Origin of the sequence: Bradyrhizobium sp. I1.14.4, assembly GCF_050435825.1 — a bacterium.
Lineage (GTDB): Bacteria > Pseudomonadota > Alphaproteobacteria > Rhizobiales > Xanthobacteraceae > Bradyrhizobium.
Window position 1 is genome coordinate 330452 of sequence record NZ_JBNDLA010000001.1, and the last position, 19377, is coordinate 349828.

General features: G+C 64.9%; 19 protein-coding genes. 6 read left to right on the forward strand and 13 right to left on the reverse strand.

Annotated features, from left to right (window positions below; all coding sequences use genetic code 11):
* The first annotated feature begins 37 nt into the window (after nucleotides 1-37).
* Nucleotides 38-1696, forward strand: a complete 1659-nt coding sequence (locus ABIB78_RS01565) for a mucoidy inhibitor MuiA family protein (protein ID WP_429020598.1) — start codon at nucleotides 38-40, stop codon at nucleotides 1694-1696.
* A gap of 390 nt (nucleotides 1697-2086) precedes the next feature.
* Complete coding sequence (locus ABIB78_RS01570; RefSeq protein ID WP_429020601.1) at nucleotides 2087-2422, forward strand: antibiotic biosynthesis monooxygenase family protein; 336 nt, start codon at nucleotides 2087-2089, stop codon at nucleotides 2420-2422.
* 27 nt (nucleotides 2423-2449) lie between these two features.
* Here the strand turns inward: ABIB78_RS01570 and ABIB78_RS01575 are convergent, their stop codons facing one another.
* From ABIB78_RS01575 to ABIB78_RS01590, 4 genes are all read right to left on the reverse strand, one after another.
* The gene (locus ABIB78_RS01575; RefSeq protein ID WP_429021507.1) at nucleotides 2450-3337 is read right to left on the reverse strand and encodes a carbohydrate ABC transporter permease; all 888 of its coding nucleotides are present in this window, start codon (nucleotides 3335-3337) and stop codon (nucleotides 2450-2452) included.
* A 1-nt stretch (nucleotide 3338) separates the two neighbouring features.
* Nucleotides 3339-4295 (reverse strand): carbohydrate ABC transporter permease, encoded by a 957-nt coding sequence (locus ABIB78_RS01580; protein WP_429020603.1) that lies wholly within the window; start codon nucleotides 4293-4295, stop codon nucleotides 3339-3341.
* 174 nt (nucleotides 4296-4469) lie between these two features.
* Nucleotides 4470-5816 (reverse strand): ABC transporter substrate-binding protein, encoded by a 1347-nt coding sequence (locus ABIB78_RS01585; protein WP_429020606.1) that lies wholly within the window; start codon nucleotides 5814-5816, stop codon nucleotides 4470-4472.
* A gap of 136 nt (nucleotides 5817-5952) precedes the next feature.
* Nucleotides 5953-6996: a C-terminal binding protein gene (locus ABIB78_RS01590; protein ID WP_429020609.1), complete on the reverse strand. Its 1044-nt coding sequence runs from the start codon at nucleotides 6994-6996 to the stop codon at nucleotides 5953-5955.
* Nucleotides 6997-7267: 271 nt separating this feature from the next.
* Between ABIB78_RS01590 and ABIB78_RS01595 the strand changes: the two genes are divergently transcribed.
* On the forward strand, nucleotides 7268-8953 hold the full coding sequence (locus tag ABIB78_RS01595; protein ID WP_429020611.1) for a methyl-accepting chemotaxis protein: 1686 nt from the start codon (nucleotides 7268-7270) through the stop codon (nucleotides 8951-8953).
* Nucleotides 8954-9137: 184 nt separating this feature from the next.
* Here the strand turns inward: ABIB78_RS01595 and ABIB78_RS01600 are convergent, their stop codons facing one another.
* Nucleotides 9138-9521: a nuclear transport factor 2 family protein gene (locus ABIB78_RS01600; RefSeq protein ID WP_207835205.1), complete on the reverse strand. Its 384-nt coding sequence runs from the start codon at nucleotides 9519-9521 to the stop codon at nucleotides 9138-9140.
* Between the two features lie 134 nt (nucleotides 9522-9655).
* On the opposite strand from ABIB78_RS01600, the gene ABIB78_RS01605 reads away from it, so the two are divergent.
* Nucleotides 9656-10651, forward strand: coding sequence for a LysR family transcriptional regulator (locus tag ABIB78_RS01605; RefSeq protein ID WP_429020614.1), 996 nt, complete (start codon nucleotides 9656-9658; stop codon nucleotides 10649-10651).
* Nucleotides 10652-10748: 97 nt separating this feature from the next.
* Here ABIB78_RS01605 and ABIB78_RS01610 read toward each other — a convergent pair whose 3' ends face one another.
* Together ABIB78_RS01610 and ABIB78_RS01615 are read right to left on the reverse strand one after the other, a co-directional pair.
* Nucleotides 10749-11702, reverse strand: coding sequence for a DMT family transporter (locus ABIB78_RS01610; RefSeq protein WP_429020616.1), 954 nt, complete (start codon nucleotides 11700-11702; stop codon nucleotides 10749-10751).
* Nucleotides 11703-11935: 233 nt separating this feature from the next.
* A complete protein-coding gene (locus ABIB78_RS01615) occupies nucleotides 11936-12781 on the reverse strand; it encodes a metal-dependent phosphohydrolase (RefSeq protein WP_429020618.1) in 846 nt (281 codons plus the stop codon).
* Between the two features lie 117 nt (nucleotides 12782-12898).
* Between ABIB78_RS01615 and ABIB78_RS01620 the strand changes: the two genes are divergently transcribed.
* Complete coding sequence (locus tag ABIB78_RS01620; protein ID WP_429020620.1) at nucleotides 12899-13309, forward strand: DUF1330 domain-containing protein; 411 nt, start codon at nucleotides 12899-12901, stop codon at nucleotides 13307-13309.
* 141 nt (nucleotides 13310-13450) lie between these two features.
* Here ABIB78_RS01620 and ABIB78_RS01625 read toward each other — a convergent pair whose 3' ends face one another.
* Nucleotides 13451-14053, reverse strand: a complete 603-nt coding sequence (locus ABIB78_RS01625; RefSeq protein ID WP_429020622.1) for a TetR/AcrR family transcriptional regulator — start codon at nucleotides 14051-14053, stop codon at nucleotides 13451-13453.
* A 75-nt stretch (nucleotides 14054-14128) separates the two neighbouring features.
* Here ABIB78_RS01625 and ABIB78_RS01630 point away from each other — a divergent pair, with 75 nt between their 5' ends.
* Nucleotides 14129-14533 carry a hypothetical protein gene (locus ABIB78_RS01630; RefSeq protein ID WP_429020624.1) on the forward strand — a complete coding sequence of 135 codons (405 nt, stop codon included), beginning with the start codon at nucleotides 14129-14131 and terminating at the stop codon, nucleotides 14531-14533.
* A gap of 2 nt (nucleotides 14534-14535) precedes the next feature.
* Here ABIB78_RS01630 and ABIB78_RS01635 read toward each other — a convergent pair whose 3' ends face one another.
* The 5 genes from ABIB78_RS01635 to ABIB78_RS01655 all read right to left on the reverse strand — a co-directional run bounded on the left by ABIB78_RS01635 (nucleotide 14536) and on the right by ABIB78_RS01655 (nucleotide 19373).
* Complete coding sequence (locus ABIB78_RS01635; RefSeq protein ID WP_429021509.1) at nucleotides 14536-15690, reverse strand: alpha-hydroxy acid oxidase; 1155 nt, start codon at nucleotides 15688-15690, stop codon at nucleotides 14536-14538.
* Between the two features lie 120 nt (nucleotides 15691-15810).
* Nucleotides 15811-16620, reverse strand: coding sequence for an MlaD family protein (locus ABIB78_RS01640; RefSeq protein ID WP_429020626.1), 810 nt, complete (start codon nucleotides 16618-16620; stop codon nucleotides 15811-15813).
* A gap of 252 nt (nucleotides 16621-16872) precedes the next feature.
* On the reverse strand, nucleotides 16873-17802 hold the full coding sequence (locus tag ABIB78_RS01645) for a DMT family transporter (protein WP_429020628.1): 930 nt from the start codon (nucleotides 17800-17802) through the stop codon (nucleotides 16873-16875).
* 208 nt (nucleotides 17803-18010) lie between these two features.
* On the reverse strand, nucleotides 18011-18400 hold the full coding sequence (locus tag ABIB78_RS01650) for a hypothetical protein (RefSeq protein ID WP_429020630.1): 390 nt from the start codon (nucleotides 18398-18400) through the stop codon (nucleotides 18011-18013).
* A 199-nt stretch (nucleotides 18401-18599) separates the two neighbouring features.
* The gene (locus ABIB78_RS01655; protein ID WP_429020632.1) at nucleotides 18600-19373 is read right to left on the reverse strand and encodes a helix-turn-helix transcriptional regulator; all 774 of its coding nucleotides are present in this window, start codon (nucleotides 19371-19373) and stop codon (nucleotides 18600-18602) included.
* Nucleotides 19374-19377: the final 4 nt, after the last annotated feature.

Below are 19377 nucleotides of genomic sequence, written 5' to 3' on the forward strand. Positions count from 1 at the left end.
TCTCGCGCGCGATGCGGCGTTTTTCCGGAGGGATGTCATGCGAAAGATTGCGAATTGTCTTGTGACCACCAGCCTGGTGCTGGTGGGTGCGCTGGTTGCCAGGCCGCTCCACGCGGCCAATCTCGATGCGGCGTCGCAGGTCGATGCCGTGACCGTCTATCCCGATGGCGCGAGCGTTACCCGCGTCATCACGCTGGACCTGCCCGCCGGCGACAACACGCTCATCGCGAAGGATTTCCCGACGGGGCTCGATCCGTCCTCGCTGCGGGTCGAGGGCGAGGCGGGCGGCAGGCTGACGATCGGGGCTATCGACGCGCGGCCGCCGCACCCGGTGCCGCCGGCGAACCTGCCTGACATCGACAAGCGGATCGAGGCGCTGAGGGATCAGCGCGAGGATCTGCAGGGGATCATCACCTCGGCCGAGGCGCGGCGCAAATTCGCCGAGCGTTTTGCCGAGGCGTCGCCGGTGGGGATCGGCGAGAAAGGCGAGGCGCGTCCGGTCAGTGAGTGGCGCGCCGCGTTCTCGGCGGTGGGCGACGAAGTCGCAACCGCCGACAACGCGATCCGCGACGCCGCGCGCAAGCAGCGCGACATCGATCGCGAGATCGCGCGGCTTGAAGCCGATCGCGCCGCCAAGCCGCCGAGCAAGCTCGAGGTGCGGATCGAGCTGGCCTCCGCCGCCGCCTCCCGCGCGACCCTGCGGGTGACCTATGCCGTCCGTAACGCGCGCTGGATGCCGCTCTACGACGCCCGTCTCGATACCGGCGCCAAGGACCGCAAGCCGGCGATCGAGCTGGTGCGCCGCGCCGAGATCACCCAATCGACCGGCGAGGACTGGTCGAACGTGGCGCTCATCGTCTCCACGGTGCGCGTCGCGCGTGGCGGCAATGCGCCCGACCTCAATTCGCTGATCGTGCAGTATCCGCGACCGCTGGCGGCCGGCAAAATGTCCGACAGCGTGCAACAGCGTGCGGCGGCGCCTCTGCCCGCGCCGGCATCGCCACCGATGGAGCATCTTTACAAGCAGGCGGAGGAGCGGGAAGCCACCGCCGAGGTCGGCGCTTTCCAGGCCACCTTCAAGATTCCGGGCCGCGTCAGCGTCGCCGCCAATGAGGGCGCCAAGAGCCTGCGCATCTCGACGGCGACGATCACCCCCGATCTTGCGGTCCGCGCCGTTCCTGTCATCGATCCGACCGCGTTCCTGGAGGCGAGCTTCGTGCAGGCCGATGAGGCGCCGCTGTTGCCGGGGCAGGTCTCGATCTATCGCGACGGTATCTTTGTCGGCCGCAGCCGGATGGCCACCGCTGCCAAGGACGAGACCGTGCGGCTCGGCTTCGGCGCCGACGACAAGGTCAAGATCGAGCGCACGGTGGTGAAGCGCAACGAAGGCTCCGCCGGCCTGATCGTGACGACGTCGAAGACCGACGAGCGCGCGTTCAAGACCACGGTGCGCAACGGCCACGACTTCCCGATCAAGGTCGCGATCCAGGATCAGCTCCCGGTCAGCGAGAACGATGACATCGCGGTCGAAATGCTGCCGTCGTCGACGCCTGCGACTACCACCAACCTGCGCGACAGACGCGGCGTGCTGGAATGGGCGTTCGAGGCCAAGGCCGGCGAAGTCCGCGACATCAATTTCGCCTGGCGGATGCGCTGGCCCAAGGACAAGGGCGTCGTGATGGTGCCGGCGGGTTGACGTAACGGCGTAATCCCGTCATAGCGAGCTAACGCGCCACCCGATGACAGGTCCGCGAAGCAATCTGTTGTGCCGCATACGCAGAAGCACGGATCGCTTCGCCGCTTTAGCGCAAATTTGCTTCGCAATTTTTCTCGCGAGCTGCTCGCAATGAAGAGCTACAGAGATTCGCAGACTATCAGGATGACGGACCTGGCTTTCGCAAGTCCGCTGTCCCGGCCTTGAACGGTGCATCCGGTTTGCCGCGATTTATCCGTTGAACGCGCATGTCTCGGGAAAACCGGGTTGCCCTGTCTAGCCGGGCGACGACACTGTCGTGTTCATGATATCAACGAGATCAACCCGCAAGATCGCCAGCGGGTATCCGCCGCTGGATAGGAGAAGGCTTTCATGTTCATCGCAATGAACCGATTTCAGGTGATCAAGGGCAAGGAGCAGGCGTTCGAGACGGTCTGGAAGTCGCGCGAATCTTATCTCGGCGACGTTCCAGGCTTCATCGAGTTTCATCTGGTGAAGGGCCCCGAGGCCGAGGATCACACGCTCTATGCGACCCACACGGTGTGGGCCAGCAGGACGGCGTTCGAGGACTGGACCAGGTCGGATGCATTCCGCCGCGCGCATTCGCGCGCTGGCAACGAGACCAGCGGCAGCCTCTATCTTGGCCACCCCAAGTTCGAGGGTTTTGAGGTGCTGATCACCGAGCGGACGAAAAGCGCCGCGGTGTGACGTACGCAGCTATCGCCGGACGTCCAGCTACTCCTTCACCGCTCCCGTCAGCGACGACACGTAATAGTCGACGAACAGCGAGTAGAACAGCGCGACCGGCAGCGAGCCGAGCAGCGAGCCCGCCATCAGTGCGCCCCACTGGTAGACGTCGCCGGTGATGAGTTCGGTCAGGATCGCCACCGGCACCGTCTTGTTGGCGCCGCTCTGGATGAAGGCGAGCGCGTAGATGAACTCGTTCCAGGACAGCGTGAAGGAGAAGATGCCGGCGGAGATCAGGCCGGGCACCGCGAGCGGCAGCGTGATCCGCCACAGGATCTGCAGCCGTGTCGCGCCGTCGACCAGTGCGCATTCCTCGAGCTCATAGGGGATCGACTTGAAATAGCCGATCAGCAGCCAGGTGCAGAACGGCACCAGGAAGGTCGGATAGACCAGGACCAGCGCCAGCGGCGAGTCGAACAGGCCGAACTGCACGATCACGGTGGCCAGCGGAATGAACAGGATCGACGGCGGTACCAGATAGGCGAGATAGATGCCGAGGCCGACATAGGGGCTGCCGCGGAAGCGCAACCGCTCGATCGCGTAGGCGGCGAGCGTCGAGGCGAACAGCGACAGGAAGGTCGAGCCGATTGCGACCATCATCGTCGTCTTCAGCCAGCGCGGATACGACGTGTCGAACAAGAGATGCTTGATATGCGCGAGCGTCGGCGAGGTGATCCAGAACGGATTGTGCTCCTTGTAGTTCAGCAGCTCCGCGTTCGGTTTGAACGAGGTGATCGCCATCCAGTAGAACGGGAACAGCAGGATCAGGATGAAGCACGCGAGCGGCAGATAGATCATCACCACGCGCCGGGCGCGGGAGTCCCACGCCATCGTGTCGGGCGTGGCGCTGGCGGCGTTGGAGTGCTGGGCTGCCATGTCAGTCATTGGCCTCTCCCTGCTGCCATTTGCGGCGCGCGAGGCCGAAGTAGCTGAACAACGTTGCGAACACCAGGAACGGGATCATCGAGACTGCGATCGCCGCGCCTTCGCCGAGCTCGCCGCCGGCGATGCCGCGCTGGAACGCCAGCGTCGCAAGCAGGTGGGTCGAGTTGACCGGGCCGCCGCGGGTGATGGCGTAGACGAGCTGGAAATCGGTGAAGGTGAAGATGATCGAGAACGTCATCACGATCGCCAGGATCGGCATCATCATCGGGAAGGTGATGTAGCGGAAGCGCTGCCACGATGTGGCACCATCGAGCATCGCCGCCTCATAGAGCGAGGGCGAGATGGTCTGCAGTCCGGCCAGCAGCGAGATCGCGACGAACGGGATGCCGCGCCAGATATTGGCCGCGATCAGCGAGAACCGCGCCGGCCAGGGCGAGCCGAGGAAGTCGATATTGCTGTCGCGCAGACGCAGCACGTCGACCAAGAGATAGGAGATGATCGAGAACTGCGGATCGTAGATCCACCAGAACGCCAGCGCCGACAGCACTGTCGGTACGATCCAAGGCAGCAGCACGATGGCCCGGATCAGGCTCTTGAGCGGGAAATGGTTGTTGAGCAGCAGTGCCAGCCAGAAGCCGAGCGCGAACTTTCCGAAGGTTGCGATCGCGGTATAGAAGATCGAGTAGAACACCGCGTTCCACCACAACGGATCCTTGAGCAGGTACTGGAAGTTCTCAAGCCCGATATAGATGCCGCGCTGGCCGATGGTGGTGTCGGTGAAGGCGAGCCAGATGCCTAAGCCCAGCGGATAGGTGAGGAACACCAGCAGCAGGCCGATCGCGGGCGCAAGGCACATCACGATCAGGAACGGCTTGTAGTCGAACACGCGCGCGAGCCAGCCCGGCTGGTGCAGCGCTGCGCCGCGTGAAGAGAGGGTAGTGACAGACATCAGATCCTTATCCCGGTCCGACTTCCAAGGTTATTCCGGGGCGATGCGTAGCATCGAACCCGGAATCTCGAGATTCGCCGATGCGCTCTTGCGCATCTGTGGTCTGGTGCTGGCGCACCATCCCGGAATGACGCCGTCAATCGCTCCTCGCAATGACGGCAGCTCTGTTCGGCTTTACCGGCCTTGCCGCCGGAAGTACCGCTTGGCGCGCTGCTCGGCTTCCGCGGCGGCTGCCTCGGGCGTTGCCGCGTCGGTCGCGACGGAGGCGCACATCTGCACCAGCACATAGTCGGCGTTGACGGCACCGGTCGCGGTCGAGATCGGCCCCTTGTAGCCATTGTAATAGGGGCTCTTCATCGTCTCCTTGAAGATCGCGACCTTGGGATCGCCCGACCACACCGCCGCATCGGCGTAGGCCGCGAGCGGCTGCGACCAGTAGCCGGAGTTGGCATTGAGCCAGGGCTCGTACTGCTCCTTTTCCAGCATGAACTGCAGGAACGCCTTTGCTGCGTTCGGATACTGGCTGTGCTTGAACACCATCGCGTTCAGGGTCAAGCCCGACATTGGTGAGGTCGGGGCCAGCCCTTTGATCAGGAACTGATGCGCGGTGTCGTCGGCGATCGCCTTGGTCGCGGGATCGTTCTTCAGCGAGAAATACAGCGAGACGCCATTGGCGGTCAGGCCGATCTCCTGCGATGAGTAGGCGCGGTTGTTGGAAACGTCGTTCCATGACGGCGTGCCTGCAATGAAGGTCGGATAGAGCTCCTTCAGGTATTTCAGCGCCGCGATCGTCTCCTTGCTGTTGATGATGATATTGCCTTCCTCATCCAGCAGCGCGGCGTTGTGCGACCACAACAGCCAGTTGGCGAAGCCGTTGCCGTCGCCGACCGCGTTGCCGAGCGCGAAGCCCGCCGGCTTGCCGGCCGCCTTCAGCTTCTTGCAGAGTTCGAGGAAACCGGCATGGTCTTCGGGCACCTTGTCGAAGCCGGCGGCGTTGACCAGCGACTTGCGGTAGACCAGCGGGCCGCCCGAGGCGCCGAACGGCAGGCCGACCCAACTCTTCGACTTCGCGCGCATGCCGTATCGGCGCGCCAGCGTGAGCCATCCGCCATAGCGCTTGTCGAGATAGTCGGCGACATCGGTCAGCTCGACCAGCTTGTCGATATAGATGTGCGGCGCGTCGCCGAAGCCGATGATGATGTCGGGGCCGGCGCCGGAATTCGAGGTCACCGCGGTCTGTTGGTTGATGTCCTCCCAGCCGACGAAGTCGACCTTGATCTCGACACCGGTCTTGTCGGTGAACTTCTTGGCATTGGCGCGGAACACGTCTTCGTCGGCCTGGACGAAGCGCACCGGCCGCAGCATGCGCAAGGTCGCGCCCTTTTCGATCGGCAGCGACGGCGCCGCCACGTCGGCAGCCTTGACCTTCGACGCTTCCTGTGCCGAAGCCCCGGTGACTGCCAGTGCCGCAGCCGACGCCCCCAGCGCCAGCGCGTTGCGACGCGTGATCTCGTACTTCATGTCGTTCGCACTCCCTGTTCTTATTGTTCTTCCCGGCGTTTGGCCGGTGAAGGGTCTTGTGGTCTCGGCGCGTCCGCCGCGCGAAGGGCCCGTATCGTCAGCGAGACGGGCCCTTGCGCGAAGAACGTCGTTCCGCCTAGCTGTTCGGACCGCGATCCATGCTGACGGGCTGCCAGCGGCGCAGCGCGGTGTTTTGCAGCACCGACGGGTTGACGCAGCTTACCGGCCACATGCCTTGGAGCACTAGTGACAATTCGTAGCCCACCCGGCGCTTGCGCGCCTCGTCAAAACGTGCCGACGCCGAAGCGACATGGGCGGTCAAGGTAACATTGTCCATCCCGAGCATCGGATTGTTATGCGACGGCGGCTCTTTTTCCAGCACATCGAGCGCGGCGTGGGCGATCCAGCCCTCCTGCAGCGCCTTGATCAGCGAATCCTCGTCGACGGTGGCGCCGCGGCCGGTGTTGATGAAGATGGCCGATTTTTTCATCTGGCGAAAATGCTTCTCGGTCAGCATGTGGTGCACTTCGGGGCGAGCCGGGGCGTGCATCGAGACGAAATCCGATTGCGACAGCACCTCCGACAGCGTCGAGGGGATCACGCCGTGATCGTACATCAGCGTTTCCTGGATGAACGGATCGTACGCCACCATCCTGAGGCCGAACGGCGCGGCGCGTTTTGCGACCGCGCGGGCGACCCGGCCGAACGAAATGAAGCCGAGCGTCTGGCCCATCAGCCGCGGAATCTTCAGCAGCGCCGGGCGGCCCTCGGCCCAGCGGCCGGTGCGCACCATCTTGTCCTGCTCGATCAGGCGGCGGAAGCCGGCGAGCAACAGCATCATGGCGTGGTCGGCAACTTCCTCGATGAAGGTGTCGGGGATGTTGGTGACGGGGATGCCGCGGGCGGTCGCGGCCTTGACGTCGACCGAGTCGACGCCGACGCTCCCGAGCGTGATCACCTTGCAGTTCTCGAGTGCGTCGATGACCGCCTTGGTGATCGGCATGCCCTTGGCGTAGATCGCGTCCGCGGTGCGGGCCACGGCGATGAATTCGGCTTCGTTGGCCGGCGCCTCGACGATCTCGGCGCCGATCGGATCGAGCGCCTCCCGCTCATAATCGTAGCCGCCGCCGGCGACCGTGAAGCTCGCGCCCTTCGGCGTGACCACCCTGAATTTCGACATTGTCTGCTCCCGATGTGAGGTCGTCTGTTCTTGGTTCTTGCTGGTTTGCTTCTTGGTCTTCTTGCTTCTTGGAGCGCGGCTTGTATCACCGCCGTCCCAAACTTGTACGCGAGCTGTGCTGTTCGCTCCACAATTGCCGGTTGGTCCGCGGGCTGATTCTCCGGGCTTCTACGGGGAACTTCCGTAACCATCAGGTAAAGGGTCTCACACTACGGTGAGCCGAATCAATCCGCCAATCGCGTCGCGTTCCCCGCCTCTTCTGGAGATCTCCGTGAAGCTGTCAAATTTGAAGATCACCCCCAAGCTCGGCATTCTGGTGGGGGTGACCCTCCTTGGTCTGTGCGCGGCCGGCATCCTCGCCGGTCACTTGATGCAGCGTGAGATGACAAATGCTCGCATCGACCAGGCCAAGGCCATCGTCGAGATGGCGAAGAACATGGCGGCGGGCCTGAAGAAGGATGTCGACGCCGGCAAGCTGACCAAGGAGGCGGCGCTGGCCGAGTTCGGCAAGCGCGCCAATGCCATGACCTATGACAACGGCGCCGGCTATCTGTTCGGCACCGACTACAACGGCATCACGGTGCTGGCGCCCGATCCGAAGCAGGTCGGAACCAACCGCATGGACGTCGTGACCAATGGCCGCAAGCTGTCGCAGGAACTGATGGACGGCGTGAAGGCCAAGGGCGAGATCCTGCTGTTCTATGATTATGTGAAGCCCGGCCAGGACACGCCGATCCACAAGCTCGGCTACGCGGTCGCGGTCCCCGGTTTCGACATGTATCTCGGCACCGGTGCCTATCTCGAGGACATCGACGCCAAGATGCGGCCGATCGCCTGGCTGCTCGGTCTTGCGATCCTTGGCATCGGCATCATCTCCGGGTCGGTCGCCTGGCTGATCGGCCGCAGCATCTCCCGCCCGCTCAACCTACTTGGCGCCCGCATGCGCGACATCGCCGACGGCAAGCTCGACGGCGATATCCCGGGTGTCGGCCGTGGCGACGAGGTCGGCGGGATGGCGGCGACCGTGCAGATCTTCAAGGACAATGCGATCCGTATTCGCGGCCTCGAGCAGGCCGAGGCCGAGACCGAGGCGCGCGCCGTGGCCGAACGCCGCAGCGCGATGCAGGACATTGCGAGCGATTTCGAGCGCAGCGTGAACGGCATCGTCCGTACGGTGGCCTCCGCCGCCGCCGGCATGCAGACCACGGCACAGTCGATGACCGCAACCGCCAGCGACGCCAGCGCGCGAGCCGCGACCGTGGGGGCCGCGTCCGACAGCGCCTCCAACAATGTCGGCACCGTCGCCGCGGCGGCCGAGGAGCTCTCCAGCTCGGTTGCGGAGATCTCCCGCCAGGTGGCGCGCTCCAGCGAGGTCGCATGCCAGGCGGTGGCCGATGCCGAGCGCACCAACGCGACCGTGCAGGCGCTCTCCACCGGTGCCGAGAAGATCGGCGAGGTGGTCAAGCTGATCCACTCGATCGCCGCCCAGACCAACCTGCTTGCGCTCAACGCAACCATCGAGGCGGCGCGCGCCGGCGAATCCGGCCGCGGTTTCGCGGTGGTCGCTTCCGAGGTGAAGGCGCTGGCGAACCAGACCGCGAAGGCGACGGAGGAGATCTCGGCGCAGGTCGCTGCGATGCAGGCCTCCACCGGCGAGGCGGTGACCTCGATCGGCGGCATCACCGCGACCATCGCGCAGATGAGCGAGATCACCGCCTCGATCTCGACCGCGATCGACCAGCAGGGCGATGCGACGCGCGAAATCGCGCGCAACATCCAGCAGGTCGCGGCCGGCTCGAGCGAGATCTCCGCCCATATCGGCGGCGTCACCACCGCGGCCACCGCCACCGGCACCGCGGCGGGCGACGTGCTGTCGAATGCCCGCGAGCTCGACACCCAGTCCGGCATGCTGCGCAACGCGGTCGACGAGTTCCTGCAGAAGGTGCGCGCGGCGTAAGGCCGGGGAGCAGCCTTTCGCCGCATGGCCACTCCCGGGCCGTCGCAGGGGCGCGCTGCCGAAAATATCGAAAACAACCCCATGCAAAGTAGCCGGTGGCGGCCGGCGCTGGACCTGGCGATTTGACACGTCGGGCAAATCAGCGTCATTCTTCCAATATTCAGAAAAATCGGTCGTGGGGGCGCTACGATCCCGCCGGGAAGACCTGCGCGACGTGAAACGCCTTGGTGGTGATGAGCCACCGGCCGTCAATCCGATGAAACACGAGATGGTCGATGAAGCCGGTCTGGCCGGCTCTGACGCGCACCTTGGCGATGGCGAGATCGGATGCGGTCTGGTCGATGCTGATGATGGCCTCCTCGCGCGGCGATTTCATCGACGCCGGTGAGGGACGGCTGCGGATGAAGTCGCGGAATTCCGCGGCCGACCGCACCGTGTGTTTGCCGTCCCGGATGCCGTGCACGATGCAGGCATCGGAGAAGACGTCGCGGAACCGGCTATCGTCGACGTCATACATCAGGTTGAAATATCCATCGATCGCGGATGCGATGGCCTGGATGTCGCTCATTGCAAATCTCCGTAGCAGATGATGTGGCGGTGGCCTCACCGGATCGAACCGGTGATCTGCGCCGACAGTGGCCGATATGATCGCGGAGTGCTACGACTGGGCTGTCATCTCATGGATGACTGAGAGGCATCGACATGGACGAAGTTGACGGTCGGCTCGTCGGCGGGCTGGTGGTTCTTGCGGCCGTTGCGGACGTGCGCAGCTTCGGCAAGGCCGCCGAACGGCTCGGCATGACGCAGTCCGGCGTCAGCAAGGCGATCGCCAAGCTCGAGCTACGCCTCGATGCCAGGCTGATCCACCGCACCAGCCGCGCTGTCAAGCTCACCGAGGAAGGGCGCGCGCTCTGCGAACGGGTCGCGCAGCATCTGGCCGGCATCGGCGAAGCCGCAGCGGAGACCTCGAAATCACGCAGCGCCATTCGCGGCCGGCTCCGGGTCAATGTCGACCCGTTGTTCTCCCGCATGGTCCTGTCGCCGAAGCTGAGTGCGTTCCTGCTGCAGAACCCCGAGATGGAATTGCGCATCGAGACCCGCGACCGGATCGCGGACCTCGTCAGCGACGGCTTCGATCTCGCAGTGCGCTTCGGCGAGCCGATGCCGTCGGCGCTGATTGCCCGCCGGATTCTCGACGCGCGGGTCCTGACCGTCGCCTCGCCAGCTTACATCAAGCGCCACGGACGGCCGGCTCATCCGCGCGATCTGGCGGGCGGCGCCCACCAGTGCATCCTCGCGATCGACCCGGCAACCGGGCGGCCCTTCGATTGGGAGTTCTGGCGTGGCAGCGAGGTGTTGCCCGTGGCGGTCACCGGACGGCTCACGGTCACCGATTCCGGAACGAAGCTGGGCGCCTGCCTGGCCGGTTTCGGGATTGCACAGGTCATCGATCTCGGGCTCGACGATCACCTGAAGAGTGGGGCGCTCGTCGAGCTGTTTCCGGAGTGGTCCGACGAGCGTTTCCCGCTCTACGTCTTCTATCCCTCGCGCAACCACGTGCCGGCGAAGGTGAGGAGCTTTATCAATTTCGTCACAGACAGCCTGAGCAGGAAGCCGAGTGCAGCGTTGCCGGGTGGCGCTCCTGCCAGGAAGCTGAAGGGGTATCCGGCAATCGCAGCGACAGCCGGGCGTCGCTAGAGCGCGATGAGATTAGGTTGAATCGTCATCACGCTCTAGCTTGTTGTCAAAGCATGATCTTTTCGGAAAACCGCTTCGCACTTTTCCGGATCATGCTCTAGCCCTTCGCCGGTCCTTTGGCCGATCCTTGCCGTGAGGCGATCACGACGCCGGCGAGCACCAGCGCGTAGCCGATCAGATGGAACGGCGCGAGCGTCTCGCCGAGCAGCAGGATCGCCATCGCCGAGCCGAACACCGGCACCAGATGGAAGAACGGCGCGGCACGGTTCGGCCCGATCAGCGCAACGCCGCGGTTGAAGAACGGATAGGCGAGCGTGGACGGAAAGATCAGCGTGTAGCCCAGCGTGGCAAAAGTCAGGACGTCGAGCTTGAGCGTCACGCCGTTGGCGAATTCCCAGGCAGCCACCGGCAGCAGCATCATCGCACCACAGCAGGTGGTGAACGAGATCAGCGAGAGCTGATGGATTTTCGGCCGGCGCGGGATCAGCGCCGAATAGAGCCCGAACGACACCAGCGAGGCGCCGAACATGATGTCACCCCGGTTGAAGCGGATGCTGGCGAGCGCCGAGAGGTCGCCGCGCAGGATGATGGTCAGCACGCCGGCCAGCGAGATCGCGATGCCGGCAAGCTGCGCCGGCGTCAGCCGGACGCCGAACAGGATCAGCGACCACAGCGCCACGAACAGCGGGCCCGCGGACTGGATCAGCAGCGCGTTCAGCGCTTCGGTATATTGCATGGCCCAGTAGGAGATCGCGTTGTTGAAGGCGAAGCCGACCGCGGACAACAGCAGCATCAGCGGCAGTGCCCCGCGCAGCTTCGGCCAGTCCTCCTTCAAATGCGGCCAGGCGAACGGCAACAGGATCAGAAACACACCGAACCAGCGGATCGTGGTCAGTGTGACCGGCGGCACATGGCTGCCGACATGGCGCGCCAGCACGATGTTGGCGGCCCAGAACAGCGACGTCAGGCTGAGCAGCAGATAAGGCTGGTTGTTGAGCCAGTGCAGCGGCGAGCGGCGGGAGGTTGTGGCAGGTGCGGGCAAGGCGGTCATTGTCTGGCGGACGTTGTGCCCGAATCCGCCGCCGCGACAAGACGAAAGAGCGGATTGGAGCCATGCGCACCGTGTCATCACCCGCCACCGGGTCGCGCGAACGCGCGCCCGATGACAGGCTCCGACGGGTGATCCAGTATTCCAGAGGCGTTAGCGATCGATTGATAGGCCGCGGCGTACTGGATACCCCGCTTTCGCGGGGTATGACGACCTGGTGCCGCGCGGCGTTCAGCCTATTTCTGCGGCCCCGACAGCGAGATGTCGCGCTCGGCGCGAAACACGTTGCTGTAGAGATTGGCGATCCATTGCCGTCCGCTGGAGGTGATGTTGAGGTGGCGGATCGCCTTCTGCACGTGCGGCGCGACGCTGTCCCAGTAGAAGCGCGGATAGCGGTCGACGAGATCGGCCGGCGAATCGTAGCCGAGCTGGCGGTTCAGCCCGGCTTCCTCGAATTCGATGTACAGTGCGTTGGCCTTGCGGATGTAATGGGGATCGCCGAGCTGGCCGATCAGGTCGGCGGCGCGCAGCAGGGTCGCTTCTTCACCGAAGTCCTCATCATCGTCCGGGTCGCTCAGCGGAAACCGCGTGCCCTCGATGGCGCGCGCAATGCGCTCCTTGTCGAGGAGGGCAACGCCCTTGAGCCGCTCCATCACGAATATCTTGGAGCGGTCGACGTGGTACGACATCAGCGCCGCGTCCGACGACCCGCGTGGCAGGATCACCTTGCGGCCGTCGGCATCCACCAGATAGCCGTTCTGGTCGTCGGCCTCGAACAGCCCGCGCACATAGCCGATGTCATGGGTGAGGCAGGCGACGATGACATGCGCATAATCCTCGGCGCTCATGTGCGAATGCAGCGCGCGGCCGCGCAGGATGTCGTGGCCGGCCAAGGTCACCAGCATGGTGTGCTCGGCATTGTGATAGAGCGCGTCGCTGTTGCCGATGCATTCGAGCGCGATCCGCGCGATCGAGGGCACCATCTCCACCAGCTGGGTCTGCGAGCTGCCGAACCGGCGCTGCATGTACTCGCCGAGGAATTTGCCGAGCGCGTCGGCCGCTAGTTCGGGAAGGGTCATCACGGCATTGACCTCCGAGATCGGGTGGTGAGCTTACGGCGTGCCGGCATTTCAGGGTAGTCCCGCGATGTGACATAATCGTTGCGGCCGGATCGATCTGGCCCTGGGCAGGAGCTGGTGATGGGTGTCGATCTCTTGAACGTCAAAGGCCTGAGCGAGCTGGATCGCCAGGCTCCGGTCGTGATGGTCAATCTGATGCGGTTTCGCGCGCGCTCGCTCGACGGCGACGGCTCGGGCTGGGATGCCTATCTGCGTTACAGCGCGCTCACCTTCCCGATGATCAAGGCGCGCGGCGGCACGTTGCTCTGGACCGGCAAAGCCGAGACGGTTGCGCTGGGCGAGCCGGCCGGTCAGCGCTGGGATTACCTCGCGCTGGTCTACTACCCGAGCGTCGCGGCCTTCATCGACATGATGACCTCGGCCGATTACGAAACCCGCTGCGACCCGCACCGCCGCAACGGCTGCGAGGAGCACGTCATCATCGCGACGCGCGAGGCCTACAGCAAGTTCAAGGTTGGTGAGGCGGTTTAGAGCGCGCCCTTCGTGGCCGCATATTCATATCAATCACCGTCACCCTGCCGCCTCTTCAGCGGCCCTCGAAGGGTTGACAGCCCAACTGTGGCCGATTCATCCTTTGAGGCTCGCTTCGCGAGCGCCTCAGGATGACGGGCCTCACAGGTTAGCGATGACCGCGTGGCAGGCCGTCTGCACCACACGGCAAACCTCTTCCCTTGACCGCCCGGCGCTCAGCGACGCGAAGGTCGGATAGCTCGTCAGCGCGAAGATCAGGTCGACGGCATCCTTGCGGGCCTGCTGTGACGCGCTCTTGCCCGCGATGCGGTCGACCAATCCGGTGAGGCCGCGGCGGCGGCGCTCGTTGCGTTCGTGCACGGCTTCGGCGAATTCGGGATCGGTCGCCATCGCGTCGTGCAGGCGTCCAACAGCGGAATCGCGGCTCCAGAATCCGCAGAAGATCTCGATCATGCGGTCGAGCGCGGCGCGCGGATCGGCCATCGTCATGGCGTCGGCAAGCTGATGCAGGCCGCCGTGGCGCGCGATCTCGTCGAACACGGCCTCGAGCAACCCGCGCCGCGAGCCGAACTGGTTGTAGACGGTCAGCCGCGTCACGCCGGCCGCCTTTGCCACCGTATCCAGCGAGAAGTGCGCAATGCTCTCGCCTTCGCGCAGCGTGCGCGAGGCGGCCTCGATCACGCGCTCGCGGGTCTCGGCGGCAGCGGCGCTGCGGGCCGGGCTCACGTAGCTGCGCGGCGGCATCGGATTGCCTTGCTTTCGTCAGATTGACTATACATAATGTATATCTAATTTCCAATGCCCATTTGGAGCGACATCATGCAAACAGCCCTCATCATAGCCCTGTCCCTCCACGTCTTGTCATCGGTGTTTTGGGCCGGCTCGAGCTTCACTTTGGCGCGCACCGGCGGTCTCGGTGGCGAAAAGCTGCTGTTTCCGCAAATCGGCGCCGCAACTGTTGCGATCGTGACCGGCGCCACGCTGTGGCGCCTGGTCCATGAAGGCTCGTTCGCGTTGTCGGAGCAGATTCTGGCCGGCGGCGCGATTGCCGCGCTGGCGGCGATCGCCGTCCAGATCATCGTCGGCGGCGGTGCGGTCCGGCAGCTGCGCAGCAGCGCGGGTGATACGTCAGCGGCGCGTTCCCGGTTGGCGGTGGCGCAGCGCATCGCGGCCGGGCTGCTCGCGATCACAGCGCTCTGCATGGGCGCCGCGCGCTATGCGTGAGCTCAGAATTTCCGCACCAGGTCCGGGGTGATCTCCTTCAGGCTGCGGATGCCGAGCAGCGCGAGATCGCGGTCGATCTCGGCATGCAAGAGCGAGATCGCGCGCGACACGCCGGCCTCGCCGGCGACCACGGCTGCATAGAGGAACGGGCGTCCAACCCAGACGAAGTCCGCGCCGAGCGCGAGCGCCTTGATCACGTCGGTGCCGCGGCGGATGCCGCCGTCGACCATCACCGTCATGTCGCCCTTCTGTGCCGCGATCTCCGGCAGCGTGCGCAAGCCGGAGACGGTGTAGTCCAGCTGGCGCCCGCCATGGTTGGAAACCATCACGCCGTCGCAGCCGTGCTCGCGCGCCAGCCGCGCGTCTTCCGGCGAGATCAGTCCCTTGACCACGAGCTTGCCGCGCCAGCGCTTGCGGATCAGCTCGACATGCCTCCAGGCGAGCTGGTCGCGGCTGCCGATGTTGCGCATCAGGTTCTTGGACAGCACCGGCGGGCCCTGCTTGGCGTCCATGTTCTCGAAATGCGGCATGCCGTGATTGAACACGGTGCGCGCCCAGGTGTTCAGCAGCCAGTCGGGATGGGTGACGGTGTCCCAGAAGACCCGAGGCGTAATCTCAAGCGGCACCTGAAAGCCGTTGCGGATGTTGTTTTCGCGGTTGGGCGGCACCGGCACGTCGGCGGTGACGACGAAGGTGTCGTAGCCGGCTGCCGCGACGCGATCGACCAGCGGCTCGATCCGCTCGGGCAGGCCGGCAAGGTAGGCCTGGTACCAGGCCTGCGGGTTGGCGGCGCGGACATCCTCCAGCGTGATCAGCGAGGAGGCCGAGAGGATCATCGGGATGTTGGCTGCGGCCGCGGCGCGCGCCAGCACGATATCGCCGCGATAGGCGCACAGCGCCGACGAGCCCATCGGCGGAATCCCGAACGGCGAGGCGCAGGTCTTGCCGAACAGCGTCGTGGTCTGGTCGCGGCCGGAGACGTCCTTCAGCACGCGCGGCACGAAGCCATACTCGTCGAACGCCCTGCGATTGTCGGTGCGCGCTGCGTCGGTCTCGGCGCCGCCGCAGATGTAGCCGTAGAGGAATTTGGGGAGCCGCCGCCGCGCCTGCGGTTCGAAATCGTCGAGCGTGAGATAGCGCCGCAAATGCCGGGGCACGGCGGGCGCGGCGCGGTTGACGGTTGCGGGAGGCGGGGAAGGGGCTGCGGTCCGGTCGTGCACGTTGAGCGTTTCCGTTGTTCTTGGTTCTTGGTTGGAGTTCTTGGTTGGAGCTAGAGGTTAGCGGCTGCCGCGAGGCCCGACAAATTTCTCGTTGAACTTGTTGACGGACTGGCTGACGTCGCTGAGCGTCCTGCGGGTCTCGGCGAGCATGGCGCCGGATTTCTTGTCGAAGCTCTGGATCAGCTCGCGCAGCGAGATCACGGTCGGCAGCAGCTCGCCGCCATATTTGTCGCTGCCGAAGCTTTTCAGGAACTTGTCGGCCGAGGTCATCTTGTCGTCGACCGCGCTGACGCCGGCGTCGGCGGCGTCGATGAAGCCGGCGATCAGCTCGCCATTGCCCGACAGCGAGTTGGTGAAGTTCTCGAGCCCAAGCAGCGAATCCTTGATGTCGACCTCGTTCTCGGTGATGACGCGGTCGACATTGCGCAGCGCGACGCGCAGCTTCTCCTGGATCCCCATCGTGCCTTCGGCGTCGGCGGTCAGTTCGGGAATGCCGTCGGCTCCGACCGCAGGCGGCGGAGCAACGTCGGTACCGCCGGTGAAGGAGATCGAGGCGATCCCGGTCAGGCCCTGGAATTCGAGACCGGCCTGGGTGTCCTTCTTGATCGGGGCATTGCCCTCGATCCGCGTCATCGCCACCACGCGGTGACGGTCGAGCCTGATCGAGACCACCTCGCCGATCCGCACGCCGGCGAAGTTGACGCTGGCGCCGCGGCGCAGGCCGGAGGCGGAACCCTCGAACACGACGCGGAACGGCACCATCCGCTTGATGCCGGCATAGCGCTGATAGCCCAGCCAGCCGCCGAGCGAGCCGGCGATCAGGGCCAGCGTCAGGGTACCGATCAAGAGATTGCTGGCGCGCGCCATGCGTTTGGGACCTGTTCGCGAAGCAGACCCTAGGAGATAGCGGATTTGCCGGCGATAGTCACCGCGCCTGCCCCCTTACCTCGCCTCGTTTGCGGGGAGAGGTCGGATCGCATGCAGCGCAGCGGAATGCGTTCCGGGTGAGGGGGAGCTTCCGCACATTCATGTTTCACCGTTGGTGTGGAACGAGCCCCTCACCCTACCCCTCTCCCCGTAAGAACGGGGAGCGGGAACGATAGAGCTCCTCACCGACGCTCACGCCGCCGATCGCTTCCGCGACGCCGCGAAGACGCCGGCCAGCACCAGCGCGAAGCCGATGAAATGGAAGGCCTGCGGATGCTCGCCGATGAACATGATCGACATGATCGTGCCGAACACCGGAACCATGTGGAAGAACGGCGCGGCGCGGTTGGCGCCGATCAGCTGTACACCGCGGTTGAAGCACAGATAGGCCAATGTCGAGGGGAACACCGCGACATAGAACAGCGACAGCAGATTGTTGGTGGTGAGCTGCATCACCGGCCGGGCGCCGAGTTCCCAGACGAAGAACGGGATCAGGAACAGCGCACCGCAGCCGAATGTGAAGGCCGCGACCGACAGGCCGTGGATGTTGGGCCGCTTCAAGGTCAGCACCGAATACAGCGCGAAGATCACCAGCGCGACGGTGAAGATCAGATCACCCTTGTTGAAGTCGATCTTCGACAGCGTCGTGAGGTCACCATGCAACAGAATCACAAGCACCCCGCACAGCGACAGCAACACGCCGCAGAACTGCGCCAGCGTCAGCCGCGTGCCGAGCAGGATCAGCGACCACGGCGCGACCAGCAGCGGCACCGCCGATTGCAGCAGCAGCGTGTTGAGCGCCTGGGTGTGCTCGAGCGCCCAGTATTGCAGCGTGTTGAAGGCGCTGATGCCGGTGACCGACAGCAGCATCATGATGCCGAGATTCTTGCGGATCGCGGGCCAGTCGCGGACGAGGTGTCTCCAGGCAAACGGCAGGATGATCAGGAAGGCGGCCGACCAGCGCAGGAACGACAGCGTCACCGGCGGAATGTGGCCGGCGGCGAGCCGGCCGACGATCGCATTGCCGGCCCAGCACATCGCGGTGATGCAGAGCAGCAGATACGGCTGGTTGGCGATCCAGGAGCCGGACGCAGACGTTGTGGCGGAATCGGAGGCAGACATTCGAAAGGCCCGGGTTCACGACGCCGCGGCCCCGCCCGGCTGGCGTCGCCGGGCCGGAATGGATCTCCCCGGCCCCCGTCACAGACACGGATTCCGCCATTCCATCAATGGGGATAGACGCATCGCGACCATGCGCGAAGTGCCATTACGGCGAAGTGTGGTGGGGTTTTGCCAGGCCGCTCGGGCAACACAAGCCGATCGGGGGGGCCTAGCCGGTCTCCGGCGGCGTGGTCTGGCGCTTCACGATCTGCTCGGCGAGCTCGATCAGGATCCGTTTGGTGTCGGGATCCTGCACGTCGCGGAACACCCGCAACATGCGCAGTTCGAGCAGGGACTGCAGCGATTCCGCCCCCTGGCTCCCACTGCCTGCCCGCGCGTTCGCCGTGGTCCGCCGATTGAGGATGTCCGCGGCGATCCCGAGCATCTCGGCGACGGTCGCCAGACGGCCGGTATCGACTTCCATCGTGCCGTTCACGCCGCTCTTTTGCAGGGAGGCTCCCGCGCACAATATCTCGGCCAGATCGGTCTGCGACAGACCGATCGCGCGCCAGCGCGCCTGCACCAGTTGATCGACCCGGTCGTCCTGCGATGTGCTCATGGTGCGTTCAGACGAGCTCCGTCCGCCTCATCAGCCTTATTATCAAGACCGTGCGCGAATGCAATCAGGGGGCGACCGGTGGGATCAACCCAACCCCGATGTGTGACCTCGCCACATATCCCCGCGTTTCCCGGGCGCGAGGCGACGTCGTGGGCGCGGAGGCGGCTGCGGGAGTGCAACGATGGCTGCGCGGGACCGCTCACAAGTCGATGATCCCGAGCGCGATGCTCTTCGCCACCCCGTGGGTCTTGTTGGAGGCCTCGAGCTTGCGCAGCGCCTGCTTGATGAAGCCTTCCACCGTCTCCGGCGAAATGCCGAGGATCTGCGCGGTGTCGGCCACGGTCTTGCCGCGCGCCGCCCAGGCCATCACTTCCTTTTCCCGCCCCGTGAGCTTGATGGTTTCGGCGGCGTCCGCGGGCTTCAGGATGGTCGGCGCGTTGCGCTGGTCGCGGTTGACGATGTCCATCGCCCGCTGCACCCAATAGATCATCAGCAGATGCAGCTCATGCCGGTGGCAGACGAACAGCTTGTCGAAGTCGCGCGTTTCGTCTTCCCAGAAGAACACCGTCGAGCTCGAATGCACGGCGCCGAGCCGGTCGCGATAGTGAAAGGGCACCACGAATCCGTCCTTGAATCCGAACTCCCGGGCGGCATCCATCGTCTTGGCCTCGGGCGCCCGCTTGTGTCCGCTTCGCTCCGGCAGCTTCAGGCTGCTCCAGCTGAATGGCGTGTTGGTGCGTCGCGACCGCGTCAGCGCCGGATCGGCATGGACGAACTCGTTCTGCACATACGCCCGCTTCCAGGCGTCGGGAAAGGTGCCGACATGGTAGGGCAGATCAAGGTCGGGCCGGCCGGCATCGACAAAGGCGAAGCCCGAGAAGCCGTAGTTCTGGACGATACGGTGCAATGACGAGCTGAGCTCGTCGATCGTATCCGAAACCTCGATGGTGGAAATCGCGTCTACCAGGCCCATTGAC

Bases quoted from the DNA above. Each gene is read 5' to 3' on its own strand.
- ABIB78_RS01565 (WP_429020598.1), top strand. From the start codon at position 38: ATGCGAAAGATTGCGAATTGTCTTGTGACCACCAGCCTGGTGCTGGTG.
- ABIB78_RS01570 (WP_429020601.1), top strand. From the start codon at position 2,087: ATGTTCATCGCAATGAACCGATTTCAGGTGATCAAGGGCAAGGAGCAG.
- ABIB78_RS01575 (WP_429021507.1), bottom strand. From the start codon at position 3,337: ATGGCAGCCCAGCACTCCAACGCCGCCAGCGCCACGCCCGACACGATG.
- ABIB78_RS01580 (WP_429020603.1), bottom strand. From the start codon at position 4,295: ATGTCTGTCACTACCCTCTCTTCACGCGGCGCAGCGCTGCACCAGCCG.
- ABIB78_RS01585 (WP_429020606.1), bottom strand. From the start codon at position 5,816: ATGAAGTACGAGATCACGCGTCGCAACGCGCTGGCGCTGGGGGCGTCG.
- ABIB78_RS01590 (WP_429020609.1), bottom strand. From the start codon at position 6,996: ATGTCGAAATTCAGGGTGGTCACGCCGAAGGGCGCGAGCTTCACGGTC.
- ABIB78_RS01600 (WP_207835205.1), bottom strand. From the start codon at position 9,521: ATGAGCGACATCCAGGCCATCGCATCCGCGATCGATGGATATTTCAAC.
- ABIB78_RS01605 (WP_429020614.1), top strand. From the start codon at position 9,656: ATGGACGAAGTTGACGGTCGGCTCGTCGGCGGGCTGGTGGTTCTTGCG.
- ABIB78_RS01610 (WP_429020616.1), bottom strand. From the start codon at position 11,702: ATGACCGCCTTGCCCGCACCTGCCACAACCTCCCGCCGCTCGCCGCTG.
- ABIB78_RS01620 (WP_429020620.1), top strand. From the start codon at position 12,899: ATGGGTGTCGATCTCTTGAACGTCAAAGGCCTGAGCGAGCTGGATCGC.
- ABIB78_RS01625 (WP_429020622.1), bottom strand. From the start codon at position 14,053: ATGCCGCCGCGCAGCTACGTGAGCCCGGCCCGCAGCGCCGCTGCCGCC.
- ABIB78_RS01630 (WP_429020624.1), top strand. From the start codon at position 14,129: ATGCAAACAGCCCTCATCATAGCCCTGTCCCTCCACGTCTTGTCATCG.
- ABIB78_RS01640 (WP_429020626.1), bottom strand. From the start codon at position 16,620: ATGGCGCGCGCCAGCAATCTCTTGATCGGTACCCTGACGCTGGCCCTG.
- ABIB78_RS01645 (WP_429020628.1), bottom strand. From the start codon at position 17,802: ATGTCTGCCTCCGATTCCGCCACAACGTCTGCGTCCGGCTCCTGGATC.
- ABIB78_RS01650 (WP_429020630.1), bottom strand. From the start codon at position 18,400: ATGAGCACATCGCAGGACGACCGGGTCGATCAACTGGTGCAGGCGCGC.
- ABIB78_RS01655 (WP_429020632.1), bottom strand. From the start codon at position 19,373: ATGGGCCTGGTAGACGCGATTTCCACCATCGAGGTTTCGGATACGATC.